The following is a 17,202-nucleotide window of genomic DNA, read 5'->3' as shown; positions in this document are numbered from 1 at the left end:
AGCATCTTGTTCGACGACATTAGTGCGAATTATAATGCCTACATGCAAAAATTGCTGATCACCATCGGAATCGTGCTGCTGGTTACGGGTCTGCTGTGGCCGGTGCTTTCTAAACTCGGCCTGGGGCGCCTACCCGGCGATATCGTCATCAGGCGCGAGGGGTTTTCGCTCTATTTTCCAGTCACAACGATGATTATCATCTCAATCGTCCTGACACTGATTTTCAGGTTTTTCGGAAAATAATTACTTGCCCGTCGAACCAAACCCACCGCTTCCACGCGTGGTTTCGTCAAGCTCGTCTACTTCCTCGAACACCGCCTGAAAAACAGGGGCGAACACCATCTGGCCGATGCGGTCGCCGCGATTGATGACGAAATCTTCCGTCCCGTGATTGATCAGGATGACACGCAACTCGCCGCGATAATCGGCGTCGATGGTGCCCGGCGCGTTGACGCAGGAAATGCCGTGCTTGGCCGCGAGACCTGAACGCGGGCGCATCTGCGCCTCCCACCCCGGAGGCATGGCGATAGCGATGCCGGTGGGCGTCATGAACCGCTCGCCCGGTTTCACCGTCACCGGTTCCGTCACGGCGGCGCGCACGTCGCAACCGGCGGCGAGCGCCGTTTCGTATCGCGGCAGATCGAGATCTTTCCCGTGCGCCAGCCGCTTGATGCGGACGGTCAGTTCTGGCTGGGCGTCAGGCTTTAACGCGGTGGCGGACATGGGAGCGCTCCATTGTTCATTGTTTGATCTCTACTATCGCCTGACTCGTCAAATTGGAGATATTTTATTTCCCCAACCCCACTTTGGCGCCGTGACTTTCAGCTATCTTACGGCGTCCAAGAATTCGCAGCGCCAGATTTCGGCCCGCCCTGAGAAACGGATAAAGAAAAACCGTGCGTGCGTGGCTGGAAAACACCCACACATGCAACCTGTTGAAAAAACCGGACGGGCCGCTCATCAACGCCAACTGATTCATCACGCGTGCGCCATGATATAGGTTATCGCCAATCTTTAACGCCATGCCTTCGTCAAGGTTAATCCCGCCCAACAGTATTTCCTCAACCAGCGGATGCTTATCGCGGGCGTTAATCAACGCGACTTTTCCAGCGGCCTCACGCAATCGCACCATACGAACATAAGCTGCGCAGAAAGGGCATTCGCCGTCGTAGACGATGTAGATCGGCGTATCGGAGTCGTTCATTCCTTCGCCTTTCCCAGATGGATCTCATCACGATTGATGATGTTTCGCGTCAACCTGCCGTTATCGAGATCAAGGCACACTGACTCCACGACGAAGATATAGTCCGTGATATTTCGTAGATCCGCATTGTCGATATCTCTTTTCACAAACAATGTGGGGAAATGATGATGCAGGTAAGCATAAGGGTTTACCTGACCGTTATTATCCGCAGCCCGTAACAAAGCAGCGTGATTGGCCCAGACATACGCTTTTAATGCAGCAATCTCCGAGTTTGAAGCCGCGGTCTGCAGCTCGTCCTGTGCTGGCCTGCAATTTCGCCTTGCCAATAACGGCTCTTGACTTTTCACTGATCCCCACACGGACGGACTAAAATGCCCTTGCGACACCGGCGGATAGAATTTTCCATGGGACACCTGATATGAAGCAGAGCCAAAATACGCTGAAGGGACGCGATACCGGACGCCATCCCCATCAACCGCCTCAAAGTACCGGGAAGCAAATGCTGGTGCATCATACCACGCAAGGCGCGCCGTCGTAAAAAAGACGCCACCGCCAATCACGAACAGCGCGCAGACGAGGCTGACACGCCGCGTCCACGCCCCTTTAGGTATGGCGGCGGTCATCGCAATTAAAATTGCGTTGAGCGCGATCCATTTCCAGAAAAGCAGACCGTAAACCAGGAAAACGCCGATATGAAACGCATCATAGACCAGGGTTATTGCAATCACCCATTTACGACGGGCGACGCAAAGGATTGCAGCGAACTGAGCCGCAAAGCTTAGCAGGTGAAAAGGAACATTAGCGACATGCAGCGCGTCGAACATCGTCTGTGTAAGCATAGCCGATGCCGCAAACGGAAAGGTTCCCTTTTCGATCGCGCCAAGCATGCCGTCATAAAGGCGATTATCCATAATCCATGAAAGCATTCCGCCATCGAGTGCGATTTTCGCTATGGCGGAATGAAAGTAGTTTCCAAAATGAGCGCCGACTGCGATGGCTGCAATCAGCACGCCCGCTTTGAGCTCTACGTTTTCAGAAACCGCACCCGAACGCGCAAGCATTCGCACAAACAAAAATCCCAGCGCCGCAAAAACCAAAACTTCAAAGACGATTTCAACGTCAAGCACTGAAAACTCAAAGCCCGTCAGCATTTCATTCATTCCGCGCAGCAGCCAGGCAAGACCTGCGGCTGGCGCCAGGAAGACGGGCCGGAAAACAGCCAGCATCGCCAGTACCGCCCCCAACCACCGGCCATATGCATGCAACATCGCCGCTGGATGATGCGCCTCCAACGTAATGACAGGCACATTGAAAGGCTCGCTCAACAGATAAACCACGAGCAGGCCGGCGCTGAGTTGCAAAAACCGGCGCTGGAACACGAGAAATTCGCTTGCGCGCAAATGCGCGAACGGAACAGCGGCGGCAACCGACAAGACAACAAGCACAGGCGCAGCGCCAGGCGTGGCGGCGGCGTAGCCGATCGCCGTGCTGAATAACCAAAAGACCGCAAGCGGCAGCGCAACCAGCAGGTACGGGTTCTTCGTCAGCGCGCTCTTTTTGAGCAGTGCGTCGCCACCGCCAAGGGTGGCATCTGAAACTGACATAATCGCCTGAACCCGCCTTGCGTTCGGAGACCCGTCTGTCGTGGCTCCTTCTATCCTCGCCAGCATTCTCAAAGCTGGTTAAAGCGTGGTTAGGAAAGCACGGCGGAAGAAGGGCTATTGAGTGTAAAATCGCACCAAATGGGTTTTTCCTAATAATTTCCCCAGCTTTTTCCGACTTCTTGGCAGCGCCCGGTGTTGTACACCGGCTCCCTCGCCGGCGCTTATCAAAATGGCCCCGGCTCTGGGCTATAGCGGAAAGTTGTACAAATTCATGGGTTTTGTTTTGTACAGCTTTCCACATGGATCGAGCCCTGTGGCGTTTCTGACGGCTATGCGCGCGGGCCGCGCTGTGGAAAAGCAGATTTCTCATCAGCGCCATCATAAGGCGCCCGGCAAGGTGGGGGATAACCTTCCACCAACACTGGGTTTTATGGCCGTTTTCATCACATAGGATGTATTTTTTCGTGGCCGGCTCGCCTTAGCGTTGTGCCCGCCAACGTGAAAAAAGACGCCTAAATCCGTGATTCCGGATTTTGTTCCGGGCACGCCGCAACGGGGGCCGTCACGTTGGTAAGAGCATCCAGATTCCAGCATTCATCGAATACGGAACAATAGCAGATCTGCATATTGGCGCGGCCCGACCTGACGAGGTCGCGGAACGCTTCGGTGGTTTCCTTCGAGGCAAAAGGAACCCCCACCGACACTGCTGTAATGTCTTCGTCCGGAGACAAAACCATGCCGACGATGGGTATGTTGGAAATCCCGAACTGCTCTTCTTCGGCCACCATACCAACGATGTCGTACCAGTTGGTTTGCACCTCACCATCGACCGTGACTTTCACCGATTTGATCCGCGCCGGTCCGATGCCGCGATTGCTGACAGCAAGCTGGAACCGTTCTTCGCCCGGCACGCCGAAATTCATGTCGCTGACGCGAATATGCGGCCAGACGGCCGACTCTGTTTGACGGCGGACAGCGGCGGATTCGTTAAGCGCCGCGTAAAGCGCCACGGCGCCGGTAAAAACGCCGGCGACAGCGAGAATGGTTTGAACGATGTTGATACGAACGAAGATGCGTTCGGCGCGGGTCATCCGCTCTTCAAGCGGTGAAGCGGGCTGCGGGGTTTGATCTTCCCCTTTACCCGCCTTGCCTGCCGCTTCCTCGCTCATGTCAGAGCGCGGCCTGAAGCTCTTTCAGGCGGTCGAGCGATTGCTGTGCGTTCAGTTTTTTCTCGTCCGTGTCGGCGTCGGCGAGATCTTCTTCCGCATTTTTCACCTTCTGGGCGATCGCCGCCGCGTCGAGGTCTTCGGCTTTCATCGCCTCTTCAGCCAGCACGGTAAGGCCCGCCGGAGAAATCTCCGCAAAACCGCCGCGCACGAAGATACGCTGTTCATCAGAGCCGGTTTTGACCCGCACCATGCCCGGCGCGAGAGTCGTCATCAGCGGCGAATGGTTCGGCAGAACGCCGATCCAGCCTTCCGTCCCCGGAATATCGACCTGGTCGACATCCGCAGACATCAGCTCTTTCTCCGGAGAGACGAGATTGAAATGGAGTTTGTCAGCCATATGCTAGTGCGTAGCGCTTAGTGCGTTGTGCGCAGGATTTGAATTTACCTACGAACTACGCACTACGAACCACTCCCTTCCTTATGCCGCCTCTGCCGCGAGACGCTCCGCTTTCTCGATCGCATCATCGATGGAGCCGACCATGTAGAACGCCGCTTCCGGCAGGTGGTCGTACTTGCCTTCGATGAGGCCCTTGAACGAACGCACCGTGTCCTCGACCGGCACCTGAATGCCCGGGAAGCCGGTAAAGACCTGGGCGACGTCGAACGGCTGCGACAGGAAGCGCTCAACCTTACGCGCGCGCGCGACGACGAGTTTGTCTTCTTCCGAAAGCTCGTCCATGCCGAGGATCGCGATGATGTCCTGCAGCGCCTTGTAGCGCTGAAGGATCGACTGAACGCCGCGGGCGACCTCGTAATGCTCGTCGCCGACGATGCGTGGATCGAGAATACGCGATGAAGAATCGAGCGGGTCAACGGCCGGATAGATGCCTTTTTCCGAGATCGCACGGTTTAGAACCGTCGTCGCGTCGAGGTGCGAGAACGATGTCGCCGGCGCAGGGTCGGTAAGGTCGTCAGCCGGAACGTAGATCGCCTGAACGGACGTGATCGAACCTTTGGTGGTCGTGGTAATCCGCTCCTGCATCTGACCCATGTCGGTCGCGAGCGTCGGCTGATAGCCCACGGCGGAAGGAATACGGCCCAAAAGCGCCGACACCTCAGAGCCTGCCTGCGTGAAGCGGAAGATGTTGTCGACGAAGAAGAGAACGTCCTGACCCTGATCACGGAAGTGTTCAGCGACCGTCAGACCCGTCAGCGCAACACGCGCGCGCGCTCCCGGCGGCTCGTTCATCTGACCGTAAATCAGCGAACACTTCGAACCGGCTGCAGAACCGCCAGATTCTTGCGGGTTCTTGTTCACGCCGCTTTCGATCATTTCCCAGTAAAGGTCGTTGCCCTCGCGGGTGCGCTCACCGACACCGGCAAACACAGAATAGCCGCCGTGCACTTTCGCGATGTTGTTGATCAGTTCCTGAATGAGAACCGTCTTGCCGACGCCCGCGCCGCCAAAAAGACCGATCTTGCCGCCTTTTGCGTAAGGGCAGAGAAGGTCGACAACCTTGATGCCGGTGGCGAGCATTTCCGCTTCCGTCGATTGCTCAACGAAGGGCGGAGCTTCCTGGTGGATGCCGCGTTTTGCAGTTGTGGTGATCGGGCCTGCTTCGTCCACCGGCTCGCCGATGACGTTCATGATGCGGCCCAGCGTTTCGTCGCCCACCGGCACGGAGATCGCCTCGCCCGTGTCTTTAACGGCCTGACCGCGCACGAGACCTTCAGTTGAGTCCATGGCGATGGTGCGCACGAGGTTTTCACCAAGGTGCTGCGCAACCTCGAGCACCAGACGGTTCCCGTGATTGTCCGTTTCGAGCGCGTTCAAAATGCCCGGCAGGTGCTCGTCGAACTCAACGTCGACGACAGCGCCGATAACCTGTGAAATGCGGCCTTCTTTGCTCATGGCGTACTTCCTTTAAGTCCTTCGTCCGTCTGCAGCGCTTTGCCTAAAGGGCTTCCGCGCCGGAGATGATTTCAATCAATTCTTTCGTAATCTGGGCCTGACGCGCGCGGTTATATTGCAGCGTCAGCTTGTCGATCATTTCGCCGGCGTTGCGCGTGGCGTTGTCCATGGCGGTCATGGATGCGGCCTGTTCCGACGCAACGTTTTCTAGGAGCGCGCGGAACACCTGCACCGCCACGTAGCGGGGCAGGAGCGCGCGCAGAATGTCGGTCTCATCCGGCTCATATTCGTAGACGGCGCCTTTAAGGTCCGGCGTCTCGACGCCTTCAGGGGCTTCGGCGGGAATAATCTGTTGCGCGGTCGGCACCTGTGAAACGACGTTCTTGAACTTGCCGAAAAATAAAGTCGCCTTGTCGAACTCGCCAGCGTCAAAGCGAGACAGGACTTGTTCGGCGATTTCATGGGCCTGTTCGAACCCGACCTGCTTGACGTCGACGAAATTCGTTTTCCAGACGATCAGGTTGCCATAAAGGCGCTTTAGCTGTTCCTCGCCCTTGCGGCCGACAGTGACAATCTTGACCGTCTTGCCTTCGCCCTGAAGTTTGGTGATGTGCTCGCGCGCGAGCCGCACGATGGACGAGTTGAAACCGCCGCAAAGCCCCTTGTCCGCCGTCGCGACGATCAAAAGATGCGTTTCGTCTTTCCCGGTGCCGGCAAGCAGCTTTGGAGCGTTTGGATTTCCTTTCGCGCTGCTGCTGAGGTTAGCGAGCACCGCCTCCATCCGTTCCGTATAGGGACGGGCTTCCGTGGCGCGCTCTTCGGCACGGCGCAGTTTCGCCGCGGCGACCATCTGCTTCGCCTTGGTGATCTTCTGCGTCGACTTGACGGAAGAGATCCGGTTTTTGAGGTCCTTCAACGAGGGCATCGTTTGGGCCTATCCTTTATTTACGCAAAGCTTTTCGAAAACGCGTCGAGCGCGGATTTCAGTTTGCCTTCGGTGTCTTCGTCCAGCTTGCCGGTCTCGCGGATGGTTTTGAGAATATCGCCATGATCCGCGTGCAGCTTGCGCAGGAATTCCCGCTCGAAGTGGCCGACCTGTTCTTTCTTGATCTTGTCGAGATAGCCTTGCGTGCCGGCGTAAATCACACAGACCTGCTCTTCGACCTGCAGCGGCGAATACTGGCCCTGCTTCATCAGCTCGGTGAGGCGGTCGCCGCGGTTGAGAATGCGCTGAGTCGTCGCGTCGAGGTCGGAGCCGAACTGCGCGAAGGCCGCCAGCTCGCGATACTGAGCAAGCTCGCCTTTGATCTTGCCTGCAACCTGTTTCATGGCCTTGATCTGCGCCGCCGATCCCACACGGGAAACCGACAAGCCGACATTCACGGCGGGCCGTATGCCCTGGAAGAAGAGGTCGGTTTCAAGGAAGATCTGACCGTCGGTGATCGAGATCACGTTGGTCGGAATGTAGGCCGAAACGTCGTTCGCTTGCGTTTCAATGATTGGCAGCGCCGTCAGCGAACCGGAACCATTGTCTTCGTTCAGTTTCGCAGCGCGTTCGAGCAGGCGCGAGTGCAGATAGAAAACGTCGCCCGGATAGGCTTCGCGGCCCGGCGGACGGCGAAGCAGCAGCGACATCTGACGATACGCAACAGCCTGTTTCGACAAGTCATCATAAATGATCAGCGAGTGCATGCCGTTATCGCGGAAATATTCGCCCATGGCGCAGCCGGCAAACGGCGCAAGGAACTGCAGCGGCGCCGGTTCCGACGCGGTCGCGGCGACGACGATGGAATATTCCATGGCGCCGTTGTCTTCGAGCGTCTTGACGATCTGCGCGACGGTCGAACGTTTCTGACCGATGGCGACGTAAACGCAGTATAGCTTTTTCGATTCATCGCCTGAAGCGTTGACGTCTTTCTGGTTAAGGATCGCGTCAACACAGACAGCCGTTTTACCGGTCTGGCGGTCGCCAATGACCAGCTCGCGCTGGCCGCGGCCGATGGGGATCATGGAGTCGATGGCTTTAATGCCCGTCTGCACCGGTTCGTGCACGGACTTACGCGGCAGGATGCCCGGCGCCTTGACGTCAACGACGCGGCGTTCGGCGGCTTCGATCGGGCCCTTGCCGTCAATCGGATTGCCGAGCGGGTCGACAACACGGCCGAGAAGGCCCTTGCCCACCGGCACGTCCACGATGGACTTGGTGCGCTTGACGGTGTCGCCTTCCTTGATCTCGCGGTCTTCGCCGAAGATCACGACGCCGACATTGTCGCTTTCAAGGTTCAGGGCCATGCCCTTCACCCCGTTGGCGAATTCGACCATCTCGCCGGCCTGAACATTGTCGAGACCATAGATGCGCGCGATGCCGTCGCCGACGGAGAGCACCTGACCGATCTCTGAAACCTCGGCGTCTTTGCCGAAATCCTTGATCTGCTGTTTTAGAATGGAGGAAATTTCCGCCGCGTTGAGTTCCATGTGCCTCAAGCCTCTTTCATTACGGTCTTCAAACGGTTCAGTTTAGTTCGGAGCGATGCGTCAACCATCTTGGAGCCGATCTTGACGATCAGGCCGCCGAGCAAATCCGGGTCGACGCGGGTTTCAAGGTTCACCGCCTTGCCCACCATGCGCTCGATCTCAAGGCGCAGGGCCTTGATCTGTTCGTCATTCATGGCGGCGGCGGTCATCGCCTCTGCGCTTACCTCGCCGCGGTCGTCGGCGGCGAGTTTCGCAAAGGCGCGGATCATATCTTCCAGCGCGAAAAGGCGCCTGTTGCTGGCGATAAGTTTGAGAAAGTTCGCGGTGAGCGCGCCGAAACCGGCTTTTGCAGCCAGCTCTTCGACGACGGCCATCTGCTCAGCGCGGTCATAGACCGGGCTTTTCAAAAAGCCGCGCAACTCGTCAGAACCATTGATGGAGCCCTGCAGCGCGCGCAGTTCGCCTTCGACTGTTTCGATGGCGCCCGCTTCCTTTGCGAGATCGAACAGCGCCGTCGCATAACGGCCGGCGACGCCGGACACTGGCGCGGAATTGGCTGAACCCTGATCCGTCACTCGCTTTCCCGTGCTCCGTCTTAAAAAAGCGCCGCGCATCCGCAGCACTTAAGGTGTTGAAATTACTTACGAAAATTAGGCCGCGCGCAGGACGCTGCGAGCCTTGGTCGCGTGATCGCGCGAGGGGTTAGCATGGCCCCCGCCGCGACGCAACAATCGCCCCCTGCGGCGGAATGGCGAGGCTTTAAGGGTGATGGTTTTTGGACTACGCTCATTAGCGGGGAAGACAGAAAACGCACAATATAAGCGCAGTCAAACGCGGGGGCATCACTATGAAAAACCAGAGCTTTATGGCACTCGCCGCCTCTTTATTGGGCTGCATTGCAGCGCTTAACGCCAGCACGGCCGCCGCCCAGGAAGCAGACCCCGCGCTCTATGGCGCGGAGCCAGCCTTTGATCTGGTCCAGATTTCGCCGGATGGCGAAACGGTCGCCATGGTTCAAAATTCAACCGAGGGCTCTGCCGTTGTCCTGTTTGACCGAACTAAAGCTGATGGAGGACTTGAAACGGTATTGCTCACCAACGCAGCAATACACTTGCTAGAATGGGAGGGTAATGAAAACATCCTGGCGCTACTTTCTGACACCGAAAGGCTGCATATCGACAGAGACGTTGAGTCGATAGACTTCTGGAGATGGGTATCTGTATCCAGACGCACAAAAAAGGCGACCATCGCCTTTGAAAGCTCCCGTCTCATAACCACAGCATCAGGCGGCTTGATCTCAACACTGCCCTCGGAACCAGGAAAAGCTTTATTCGCGCGCTGGAATGAGCGAGCGCGCGCAAGCAGGGGCGCATACTCTCTAAACAAGGTTGATCTTGAAACTGGCAAAGGAGAACTTTTTGTCGCCGGAAAAAACGGCACTAATGATTGGGTGATTGACTCTGACGGAAACACTGTGATGCGCGCAGATGTTGATTTCAGAAAACATCAAATGGAAATTTATTCCCGAACTGACACTAGCGCGCCAATGGAGCTCGTAAGGACAGTTTCTTATGAAGAAGGCGATTATTTGCCGCTCATTTTATACGCCATTGGCGACAACCCGAACGAAATTGTCGCGTTAGACCGCACTATCGCCGACACCAACCACATTGTTGGCCTTAATAGACAAACCGGCGAGGTTGCTCGCACAATTTTCGGTGACGAAAAGCATGACGTTCTGTCAATTCAATACAACGCGCGGCACGCAAGATTGGATTCGGCCGTCATTTACGATGAAATGCCAAAAATGCTGCATACGGATGAAGCCATTCAAAAAGTCCAGACCGACATTGCAGCGGCATTGCCGACCGCAGCCGTCATGATCATTTCCAGATCGGACGACCAGAAACAGCTTGTTATTGAGGCGAGATACGCTGAAAAACCTACTGAATATTACCTCTATAACGCCGACGCCAGACATCTGGAACTGCTTGCTTCGAGCCGGCCTGAACTTGTTAACGATGTCAGCATTGATCGGCGTGAATTCGATTACACAACCGAAGACGGGCTTCTTATTAACGGATATCTGACAACACCCAGGAACACCGAGGCCACTTCCCTAGTTGTTTTGTTTGCAGGTACCTTATTGGGCCGAGATACTTTAGACTTTGACGCCTTGGCCTCGTTCTTTGCAATGAGAGGTTACGCTGTCTATCAACCTGTCCCACGCGGCTCCGTTGGATTTGGCAAACAGTTTCAGCAGGCTGGTTACGGCGAATGGGGACGAAAAGTATTAGATGACATCAATAACGGCGTTAGAGCGCTGCTCTCTACCGGCGAAATCCAGTCCAGCAAGGTTTGCTTTGTCGGGATTAGTGATGGCGGCTATTTGTCACTCGCAGGGGCGACACTCTCACCTTCTCTATACAGTTGCGCTGTCAGCGCGAACGGCATCAGCGATCTGACCGCTCAACTTGGGCACGTAAAGAAACGCTCGGGCTTTGAACGTGTGGAGTTTTGGGAGAGAGTGATAGGCAGCCGTTTCAGCGGCGCTGAGGAACTGAGAGACACCAGTCCCGTCAACAGGGTTACGGCTGCCGCGCCGCCGATTTTGTTGCTCCATAGCAAAGACAATACTGAGGTGCCGTTTTATCAAAGCAAAATCATGAGCGATGCTCTGGACGAGGAGGGCGTCTATCATGAATTCGTCGAATTAAAGGGAAATGATCATTACTTTTCATCCGCTGAATCGCGCATAGAAATGCTTCGCCGATCAATAGACTTTGTCGACCGGCATATCAGCGAGTGAAAGCGGGCGGCTCCATCGCTGAGAAGAGACCTTATCCGGGATAAAGGTCTTTGCATGGCTCTTATATTTCATGGCCGGCACGCTCTCAAAAGCAGGCAGGACTGGAGACGACCACGATCAACAACGCCATGGCGGGGGCTTTTAGCGGCGCGTTATTTTGTTTAGTATCTGCTTCAGGGAAATAAAAGTCTGGACAGTATAAAGTGCAGTCAAAAGTCTGGGGCGCAATCATGAAAAAACAACACCTTACTACGCATGCTGCTATTTTATGCAGTACTGTATTGGCCGTCTTTTCAACTGCAGCCAACGCTCAACAAGCGACGCCTGAGCAATTCGGCGCAATGCCGGCGATCGCTACGGTCGATCTATCCCCGGACGGCGACACGCTGGCGGCGCTGCAGACCATCAATGGGGAAAGGTATGTTGTCTTTACAGAACTGGAGAAACCAGACGCCACGCCCCAAGGCGTCGGCATTGGCGCCGCTAAAGCTCATCGCCTGGAATGGGCGGGCGACAACCATGTTCTCTTGCTGACCTCCGTTTCCGGCAATGTACAGTTAAGCACCGGCATGAAGCTTATGGAGTTCTACCGGTGGATCGCAATTTCCGCTGATGACCGCAACATGGAAGTCCTGTTTCAAGCCGATCCTGGCGCTTACGTCAGCGACGCCGGATCTCTCAGCGCCCTGCTCCCCAACGAACCGGACAATGTCATCATGGCGCGGTGGAACTCTGACGCAAGAATCTCCTCCAGGCAGGCAGGGCCGTCACGGCTGCAGTCGCGCGCTTCGACGGAAGGATACTCGCTGTTTGACGTTAACCTGAACAATGGCCGCAATAATCAGACTTTCGCCGGTGAGGAGCACACCAGCGACTGGGTCGTCGAAGCCGGTGGCGAACCCGTCTTGCGCATCGATTATGACGAAACAAAAGGCGAGCGAAAAATTTTTCGACGGCGCGAGGGTTCGCGAAATTTCGATCTGATCAAGACAATTCAGGAAGAACCCGGCGCCCCAACAATTTCATTTTACGGCATGGGGAAGGCGCCAAACCGGGTGATCACCTCTTATTACACGGGCGACAAAAGAGCGCTTGTCTCTTATGATATAAATGAGGCGCAGGGCGTCGAAGTCTTATTCCAGCATGAAAAATACGACTTTTCGGACGTCATATACGACCCGGTCGTCGCGACAGCCATTGGCGTTCGGTACACGGATGACTTTCCGCGCACGCACTATCTCGACCTTGAGGTCCAAAGCGTTCAAGACAGCCTCGACGCGGCGCTTCCCGACGCCAACGTCATAATTGACGCCATGAGCGCGGACGGAAACAAAATGGTTGTTCGGGCTGTCTACCCTGACCGCCCGGATGAAATTTATATATTCGACCAGGCATCTAAAAACCTCGCTTTCTATTCTTCCGTTTCACCTGCCGTCGCTGATCGTATTTACGCAACAAAGTCGAAATTCGATTACGTCACTGAGGATGGCTTAACGATCAACGGCTACCTGACCGTGCCCGCAGGCGCCGATAAGGAAAATCTGCCCTTGATCGTGCTGCCCCATGGCGGCCCGGAAAGCAGGGATGACCAGTCTTACGATTACTGGTCGTTCTTTTATGCGGCTCGCGGCTATGCGGTTTATCAGCCCAATTTCCGCGGCTCGCACGGCTATGGTTTTGCGTTTCGCCAAGCCGGCTTTGGCGAATGGGGCCGAAAAATGCAGGACGACATTACCAATGGCGTACAAAAGCTGATCACTGACGGCGTCGTCGATCCAGGTCGGATATGCATCGCCGGGGCAAGCTATGGCGGTTACGCTGCGCTCGCCGGCGCCACCCTGACGCCGGACCTTTATCAATGCGCGGTCAGCGTCAACGGCGTTGCCGACTTGCCCGCCATGCTAGGCCAGGAGGCGCTCGATAGTGAATTCGGATCCGCCTATTGGGAACGGCGCATCGGCAGCCGCTTTCGAGACACCAGGCAGCTTGAGGCTGTAAGCCCAACTTACAGGGCTGGGAACGCCACAGCCCCGATCATGCTGATCCATAGCAAGGACGACACAGTCGTTCCTTTCTATCAGAGCCAGCGAATGGCGGCGGCGCTGACCGAGGCCGGCAAACCCTATGAGTTCATCGAGCTCGAGGGTGAAGATCACTGGCTGTCTTTCGGCCCTTCGCGCATCGAAGTATTAAGACAGTCCATCAACTTCATCGATCAACATATCGGCGACTGACATCTACTTTCCGACCTTCTGCAAAAAAGGCCTTTATCCAAACGTGGGATAAAGGCCTTTTTCATATCCGAACCCCTATGGTCGATTTCCAGAACAAATTGTGAGACGACCAAATCATGGGACTGCTTGGAAACATTCGCCAGAAACTGCTGTCACGCTACAAAACCGGCGTCGTCTTTACGCATGTACAAAAATGCGGCGGTTCTTCAGTGGAAGCAGCGCTGTTTCGACGCTATCGCCTGTCTCGCGAACGCATCTATCCGATTGAATCGCGGGCCGCAGAACGCCTCGCTGATCCGGCGTCTACCGATATATCGGCGCATCCGGAGCTTTTATCATTTGACTTTCGCAGGAAGCTTCTGGCTTACGCGCTTGAAAAAGGAACGCTGTGCGTCACTGGGCACAACCCGATCAACGAAGCTATTCGTGAAAAGCACAGACATTCGCACAAATTTATCACTGTGTTGCGCGACCCGGTAGAGCGGTTTTGCTCGCACTATCGCTATGTTTATCGCAGCGGGCTCGGCACTAGCGTAGATCAGGAAATCGACGAGTTTGTGACGACCGAAAGAGCGCGATGGTACGGGTCGAATTATGCGACTTTTTTTGGCGGTTCGCCAGCTCACCAACCGACGGTCAGCACCGCTGAAGTCGAAGCTGCAAAAAAACTGCTGCTCAGCTTTGATGTTGTCGGTTTTCTCGATCGCATGGAAAGCTTTGAGCAACAGCTAAGCGATCAGTTATCGCTCAACATCAATATTGGTTATGAAAACCGCACGAGCGAGCGCTCGACCCACTGGCGCGGTGATTTTTCAAACGAAACGCTGAAGCGTATCCGTGACCTCTGCCAGCCGAACATCGAAATCTATAACTATGTACGCGAAAAACGCGCAGCATAATGCTAGAAGCTGACGCCAAGGCGCGCGCCAATCTGGTCGAGGCCTTCATTGTCAGTACAAAGCCCCGCATTGGAAATATGGTTCCAATGGAACGAGGCGCTTAGCCGATCGGTCAGGCGATAGCCGACATCGCCGGCGATGCGGAATAACGCCCGGCATCCATAAAACACCGTCGTCGCGGCGCGCGCTGCATCCGTCACAGGGTTGAAGGTATCCGTTTCGCCGTTGTGAATGGTTATGCCGGGACTGACCGCAACGAACCATTTCGGCGTCACATTCAGCTTCCACTCAAGGCCTGTATAAACCTGGTCAGTCGCGCCGGAGTCGGTTGCGAGCGTGCCGCCAATGAGCGGGCGCGGCGCACCCAGCACGGATAAGAAACGCGGGGATGGAAACAAAAGCTCCGCATTGATGGCGACGCCGTCTTCCTTGCTTGATCCAAAACCGCAGCAGCTTTGAGCGTAAAGACCGACACGCGCCTCATCCACAAAGCCTTGCGCAGATGCTCCGCTTACGGAAAACACCGACGAAATCAAACAAACCAAAATTAACCGCATCATTCAGTGATCCCCCTGAAAGAGTCTTTTATTTTAGACAGTTAAAGCGTTAACCGAATGTTACAATCTGCGCGGATTCGGCGTCCTAAAGGAAGTTATAAGGGTTGATATCGACAGAAATACGAACAACCGAGGTTTTTTTGACCCGTTCGAGCCAATCCGACAAATACGCCTGCAAATGAATATTACGCCCCGCCTTAACGAGCATGCGCTGGCGCGCAACACCGCGAAGCCGATAAATCGGAGTGCGCGCAGGCCCCAGAATCTCAACATCATCTGCCAACGGCGCCGCCGCGCGCATGGCCCGCGCCGATTTTTCCAGCGCCGCCTCATCTCTGGAACGCAGCGTCACCGACGCAAGACGTCCATAGGGCGGATAGCCGAGGGATCGCCTTCCCTCTGCTTCCGCAGCGAGAAACGCATCCCGGTCGCCCGTCGCCAAGGCTTTCAGGACCGCCGCTTGCGGCTGATAGGTCTGCAATAACGCCCGACCCGGTTTTTCAGCGCGTCCGGCGCGGCCCGTCACTTGTGACAAGAGCTGATATGTGCGCTCGCCAGCGCGCAGGTCGCCGCCGGCAAGGCCCAGGTCCGCATCGACAACACCAACCAGCGTCAGGTTCGGGAAGTGATGACCCTTCGCGGCCACTTGCGTGGCGATGAGAATATCGATCGCGCCATCGCGCATTGCATCTAGTACCTCACGCATGGCGCGCGGGCCGGTCACGGTGTCGGACGAGAGCACTGCGATATTGGCGGCGGGCCAGCGCTCTTTCGCCTCCTCCGCCACACGCTCCACACCCGGCCCGCAAGGGGTCAGCGCGTCGACTGCGTTGCATTCCGGACAAGCTGGCGGTTTCGGCATGGAAAAACCAGTGTGGTGACACACAAGCCGGTTTTCAAAACGGTGCTCCACCAGCATGGTGTCGGAACCCGGCGCCGTCATCTTATGGCCACAGCGCCGGCAGATGGTCATGGGCGCATAACCGCGCCTGTTTAAAAACAGCAACGATTGTTCGTGTGCTGAAATATTATCATTGATCGCGCTGACGAGACGCGGCGACAACCACCGCCCGGCTTCAGGCGCATCCTCGCGCATGTCGATCAGGGAAATTTCCGGCATGGCCGCCTCGGCGAAACGCGACGGCAAACCGACAGCGTCATAGCGGCCCTCATCGACATTAACGACGCTCTCAAGGGACGGCGTCGCTGAGGCGAGAATGACCGGAAACCCCGCCCTCGCGCCCCGCGCAACGCTGAGATCGCGGGCGTGATAGATAACGCCGTCTTCCTGTTTGTATGCGTTGTCGTGTTCTTCATCGACGATAATCAGTTTCAGGTTTGCAAACGGCAAAAACAGCGCCGAGCGCGCACCCACCACCAGCCTTGCCTGACCTTCTGCTACGCGCCGCCAGGTGCGGCGGCGCTGGGCGGCGGTCAATTCCGAATGCCACGGCGCAGGCGCGGCACCAAAACGCTCCTCCACGCGCGTCAGAAACGGCAACGTCAGCGCAATCTCAGGCAACAAAATCAACACTTGCGCATTATCGTCCCGGCGCAACGCCTCCGCCGCCGCCTCGAAATAAACTTCTGTTTTGCCGGAACCGGTCACGCCGTCGATAAGGATCGCTTTGTGCCCCCCGCTGGCGATGATTGTTTTTATTTCGTCCGCGGCGAATTGCTGATCGTCTGAAAGGTCATGGCCGCTGCGGTGGAGATCCGGCGGATCGAACGGCGGATCGGGATCGACATCGACACGGGTCAGCGCGCCCGCATCGGCAAGGCCGCGCACGACGCCATCGCTGACGCCCGCCGCAGCCGAAAGTTCCGCCGCGGTCATCGGAGTTTCGCACGCAATGTCGAGAACCGCTTTTCTCTGCGGCGTCAGCCGGGCCGGCGCTTCGCCGCCCCCAACAAACGCTGTCTGCATGCGCGGGCCCTCGAATGCATCGGCCACCCGCATGACCATGCGCAAAATCGAGCCCAGTGGAAACATGGTGTAGGCCGACGCCCAGGCGATGAAATCGATCAGTTCGCCCGCCAGCGGCGGCGCATCGATAACGCGCACAAGCGGTTTGAGCTTTTCAGGCTCTATAGGATCACCGCCCGACGGCCACACGACCCCCACCACCTCTCGCGGACCGAATGGCGCAAGGACGAATGATCCAACGAGAGGCGCTTCGCCGCCAGTTTCGCCGCCCGTGCAGATATAATCATAAGCCTTTGGCAAAGGCAGCGGAAACAATACGCTAACGCTGTTCACAGCGCCCGTTTCGGCCGCCTCGTCCCCTATGGGCTCGCTGATATTCATCGATACGCGCTTGATCCTCGCCGCAGTTTCG

Annotated in this window: 15 protein-coding genes; 4 read left to right on the top strand and 11 right to left on the bottom strand. The window is 56.4% G+C overall.

What is annotated here, in order from left to right; all coding sequences use genetic code 11:
• The first annotated feature begins 42 nt into the window (after positions 1-42).
• Positions 43-243, top strand: coding sequence for a DUF2905 domain-containing protein (locus PUV54_RS06640; RefSeq protein ID WP_420797945.1), 201 nt, complete (start codon positions 43-45; stop codon positions 241-243).
• Here the strand turns inward: PUV54_RS06640 and dut are convergent, their stop codons facing one another.
• The 9 genes from dut to PUV54_RS06595 all read right to left on the bottom strand — a co-directional run bounded on the left by dut (position 244) and on the right by PUV54_RS06595 (position 8,939).
• A complete protein-coding gene (gene dut, locus PUV54_RS06635; RefSeq protein WP_274494823.1) occupies positions 244-723 on the bottom strand; it encodes a dUTP diphosphatase in 480 nt (159 codons plus the stop codon).
• A 64-nt stretch (positions 724-787) separates the two neighbouring features.
• On the bottom strand, positions 788-1,204 hold the full coding sequence (locus PUV54_RS06630; RefSeq protein WP_274494822.1) for a DCC1-like thiol-disulfide oxidoreductase family protein: 417 nt from the start codon (positions 1,202-1,204) through the stop codon (positions 788-790).
• On the bottom strand, positions 1,201-2,808 hold the full coding sequence (locus PUV54_RS06625) for a hypothetical protein (RefSeq protein WP_274494821.1): 1,608 nt from the start codon (positions 2,806-2,808) through the stop codon (positions 1,201-1,203). The genes PUV54_RS06630 and PUV54_RS06625 overlap by 4 nt, the downstream gene beginning before the upstream one ends.
• 512 nt (positions 2,809-3,320) lie before the next feature.
• A complete protein-coding gene (locus tag PUV54_RS06620) occupies positions 3,321-3,977 on the bottom strand; it encodes a hypothetical protein (RefSeq protein WP_274494820.1) in 657 nt (218 codons plus the stop codon).
• A gap of 1 nt (position 3,978) precedes the next feature.
• Positions 3,979-4,374 (bottom strand): F0F1 ATP synthase subunit epsilon, encoded by a 396-nt coding sequence (locus tag PUV54_RS06615; protein WP_274494819.1) that lies wholly within the window; start codon positions 4,372-4,374, stop codon positions 3,979-3,981.
• An 81-nt stretch (positions 4,375-4,455) separates the two neighbouring features.
• Positions 4,456-5,889 (bottom strand): F0F1 ATP synthase subunit beta, encoded by a 1,434-nt coding sequence (atpD, locus tag PUV54_RS06610; protein WP_274494818.1) that lies wholly within the window; start codon positions 5,887-5,889, stop codon positions 4,456-4,458.
• A gap of 43 nt (positions 5,890-5,932) precedes the next feature.
• Positions 5,933-6,814: a F0F1 ATP synthase subunit gamma gene (locus PUV54_RS06605; RefSeq protein WP_274494817.1), complete on the bottom strand. Its 882-nt coding sequence runs from the start codon at positions 6,812-6,814 to the stop codon at positions 5,933-5,935.
• A gap of 20 nt (positions 6,815-6,834) precedes the next feature.
• The gene (gene atpA, locus PUV54_RS06600; RefSeq protein ID WP_274494816.1) at positions 6,835-8,364 is read right to left on the bottom strand and encodes a F0F1 ATP synthase subunit alpha; all 1,530 of its coding nucleotides are present in this window, start codon (positions 8,362-8,364) and stop codon (positions 6,835-6,837) included.
• A 5-nt stretch (positions 8,365-8,369) separates the two neighbouring features.
• Positions 8,370-8,939: a F0F1 ATP synthase subunit delta gene (locus tag PUV54_RS06595; RefSeq protein ID WP_274494815.1), complete on the bottom strand. Its 570-nt coding sequence runs from the start codon at positions 8,937-8,939 to the stop codon at positions 8,370-8,372.
• A 272-nt stretch (positions 8,940-9,211) separates the two neighbouring features.
• Here PUV54_RS06595 and PUV54_RS06590 point away from each other — a divergent pair, with 272 nt between their 5' ends.
• The 3 genes from PUV54_RS06590 to PUV54_RS06580 all read left to right on the top strand — a co-directional run bounded on the left by PUV54_RS06590 (position 9,212) and on the right by PUV54_RS06580 (position 14,306).
• The gene (locus PUV54_RS06590; protein WP_274494814.1) at positions 9,212-11,173 is read left to right on the top strand and encodes an alpha/beta hydrolase family protein; all 1,962 of its coding nucleotides are present in this window, start codon (positions 9,212-9,214) and stop codon (positions 11,171-11,173) included.
• 230 nt (positions 11,174-11,403) lie between these two features.
• Positions 11,404-13,407 (top strand): alpha/beta hydrolase family protein, encoded by a 2,004-nt coding sequence (locus tag PUV54_RS06585; protein WP_274494813.1) that lies wholly within the window; start codon positions 11,404-11,406, stop codon positions 13,405-13,407.
• Between the two features lie 116 nt (positions 13,408-13,523).
• Positions 13,524-14,306, top strand: a complete 783-nt coding sequence (locus PUV54_RS06580) for a sulfotransferase family 2 domain-containing protein (RefSeq protein ID WP_274494812.1) — start codon at positions 13,524-13,526, stop codon at positions 14,304-14,306.
• A gap of 2 nt (positions 14,307-14,308) precedes the next feature.
• Here the strand turns inward: PUV54_RS06580 and PUV54_RS06575 are convergent, their stop codons facing one another.
• Together PUV54_RS06575 and PUV54_RS06570 are read right to left on the bottom strand one after the other, a co-directional pair.
• Positions 14,309-14,866, bottom strand: a complete 558-nt coding sequence (locus PUV54_RS06575) for an acyloxyacyl hydrolase (protein WP_274494811.1) — start codon at positions 14,864-14,866, stop codon at positions 14,309-14,311.
• 82 nt (positions 14,867-14,948) lie between these two features.
• Positions 14,949-17,171, bottom strand: coding sequence for a primosomal protein N' (locus PUV54_RS06570; protein ID WP_274494810.1), 2,223 nt, complete (start codon positions 17,169-17,171; stop codon positions 14,949-14,951).
• Between the last annotated feature and the right edge of the window lie 31 nt (positions 17,172-17,202).

Source organism: Hyphococcus flavus (genome assembly GCF_028748065.1).
In the GTDB taxonomy this organism is placed as follows: Bacteria; Pseudomonadota; Alphaproteobacteria; order Caulobacterales; family Parvularculaceae; genus Hyphococcus; species Hyphococcus flavus.
The sequence above is the reverse complement of the archived record's forward strand: the minus strand, read 5'-3'. Positions and strand labels throughout refer to the sequence as shown.

Excerpts from the sequence above, each read along its gene's own strand:
- PUV54_RS06640 (WP_420797945.1), top strand. The coding sequence starts at position 43 with ATGCAAAAATTGCTGATCACCATCGGAATCGTGCTGCTGGTTACGGGT.
- PUV54_RS06620 (WP_274494820.1), bottom strand. The coding sequence starts at position 3,977 with ATGAGCGAGGAAGCGGCAGGCAAGGCGGGTAAAGGGGAAGATCAAACC.
- PUV54_RS06570 (WP_274494810.1), bottom strand. The coding sequence starts at position 17,171 with ATGAATATCAGCGAGCCCATAGGGGACGAGGCGGCCGAAACGGGCGCT.
- PUV54_RS06615 (WP_274494819.1), bottom strand. The coding sequence starts at position 4,374 with ATGGCTGACAAACTCCATTTCAATCTCGTCTCTCCGGAGAAAGAGCTG.
- dut (WP_274494823.1), bottom strand. The coding sequence starts at position 723 with ATGTCCGCCACCGCGTTAAAGCCTGACGCCCAGCCAGAACTGACCGTC.
- PUV54_RS06590 (WP_274494814.1), top strand. The coding sequence starts at position 9,212 with ATGAAAAACCAGAGCTTTATGGCACTCGCCGCCTCTTTATTGGGCTGC.
- PUV54_RS06580 (WP_274494812.1), top strand. The coding sequence starts at position 13,524 with ATGGGACTGCTTGGAAACATTCGCCAGAAACTGCTGTCACGCTACAAA.
- PUV54_RS06605 (WP_274494817.1), bottom strand. The coding sequence starts at position 6,814 with ATGCCCTCGTTGAAGGACCTCAAAAACCGGATCTCTTCCGTCAAGTCG.
- PUV54_RS06585 (WP_274494813.1), top strand. The coding sequence starts at position 11,404 with ATGAAAAAACAACACCTTACTACGCATGCTGCTATTTTATGCAGTACT.
- atpA (WP_274494816.1), bottom strand. The coding sequence starts at position 8,364 with ATGGAACTCAACGCGGCGGAAATTTCCTCCATTCTAAAACAGCAGATC.
- atpD (WP_274494818.1), bottom strand. The coding sequence starts at position 5,889 with ATGAGCAAAGAAGGCCGCATTTCACAGGTTATCGGCGCTGTCGTCGAC.
- PUV54_RS06625 (WP_274494821.1), bottom strand. The coding sequence starts at position 2,808 with ATGTCAGTTTCAGATGCCACCCTTGGCGGTGGCGACGCACTGCTCAAA.
- PUV54_RS06630 (WP_274494822.1), bottom strand. The coding sequence starts at position 1,204 with ATGAACGACTCCGATACGCCGATCTACATCGTCTACGACGGCGAATGC.
- PUV54_RS06575 (WP_274494811.1), bottom strand. The coding sequence starts at position 14,866 with ATGATGCGGTTAATTTTGGTTTGTTTGATTTCGTCGGTGTTTTCCGTA.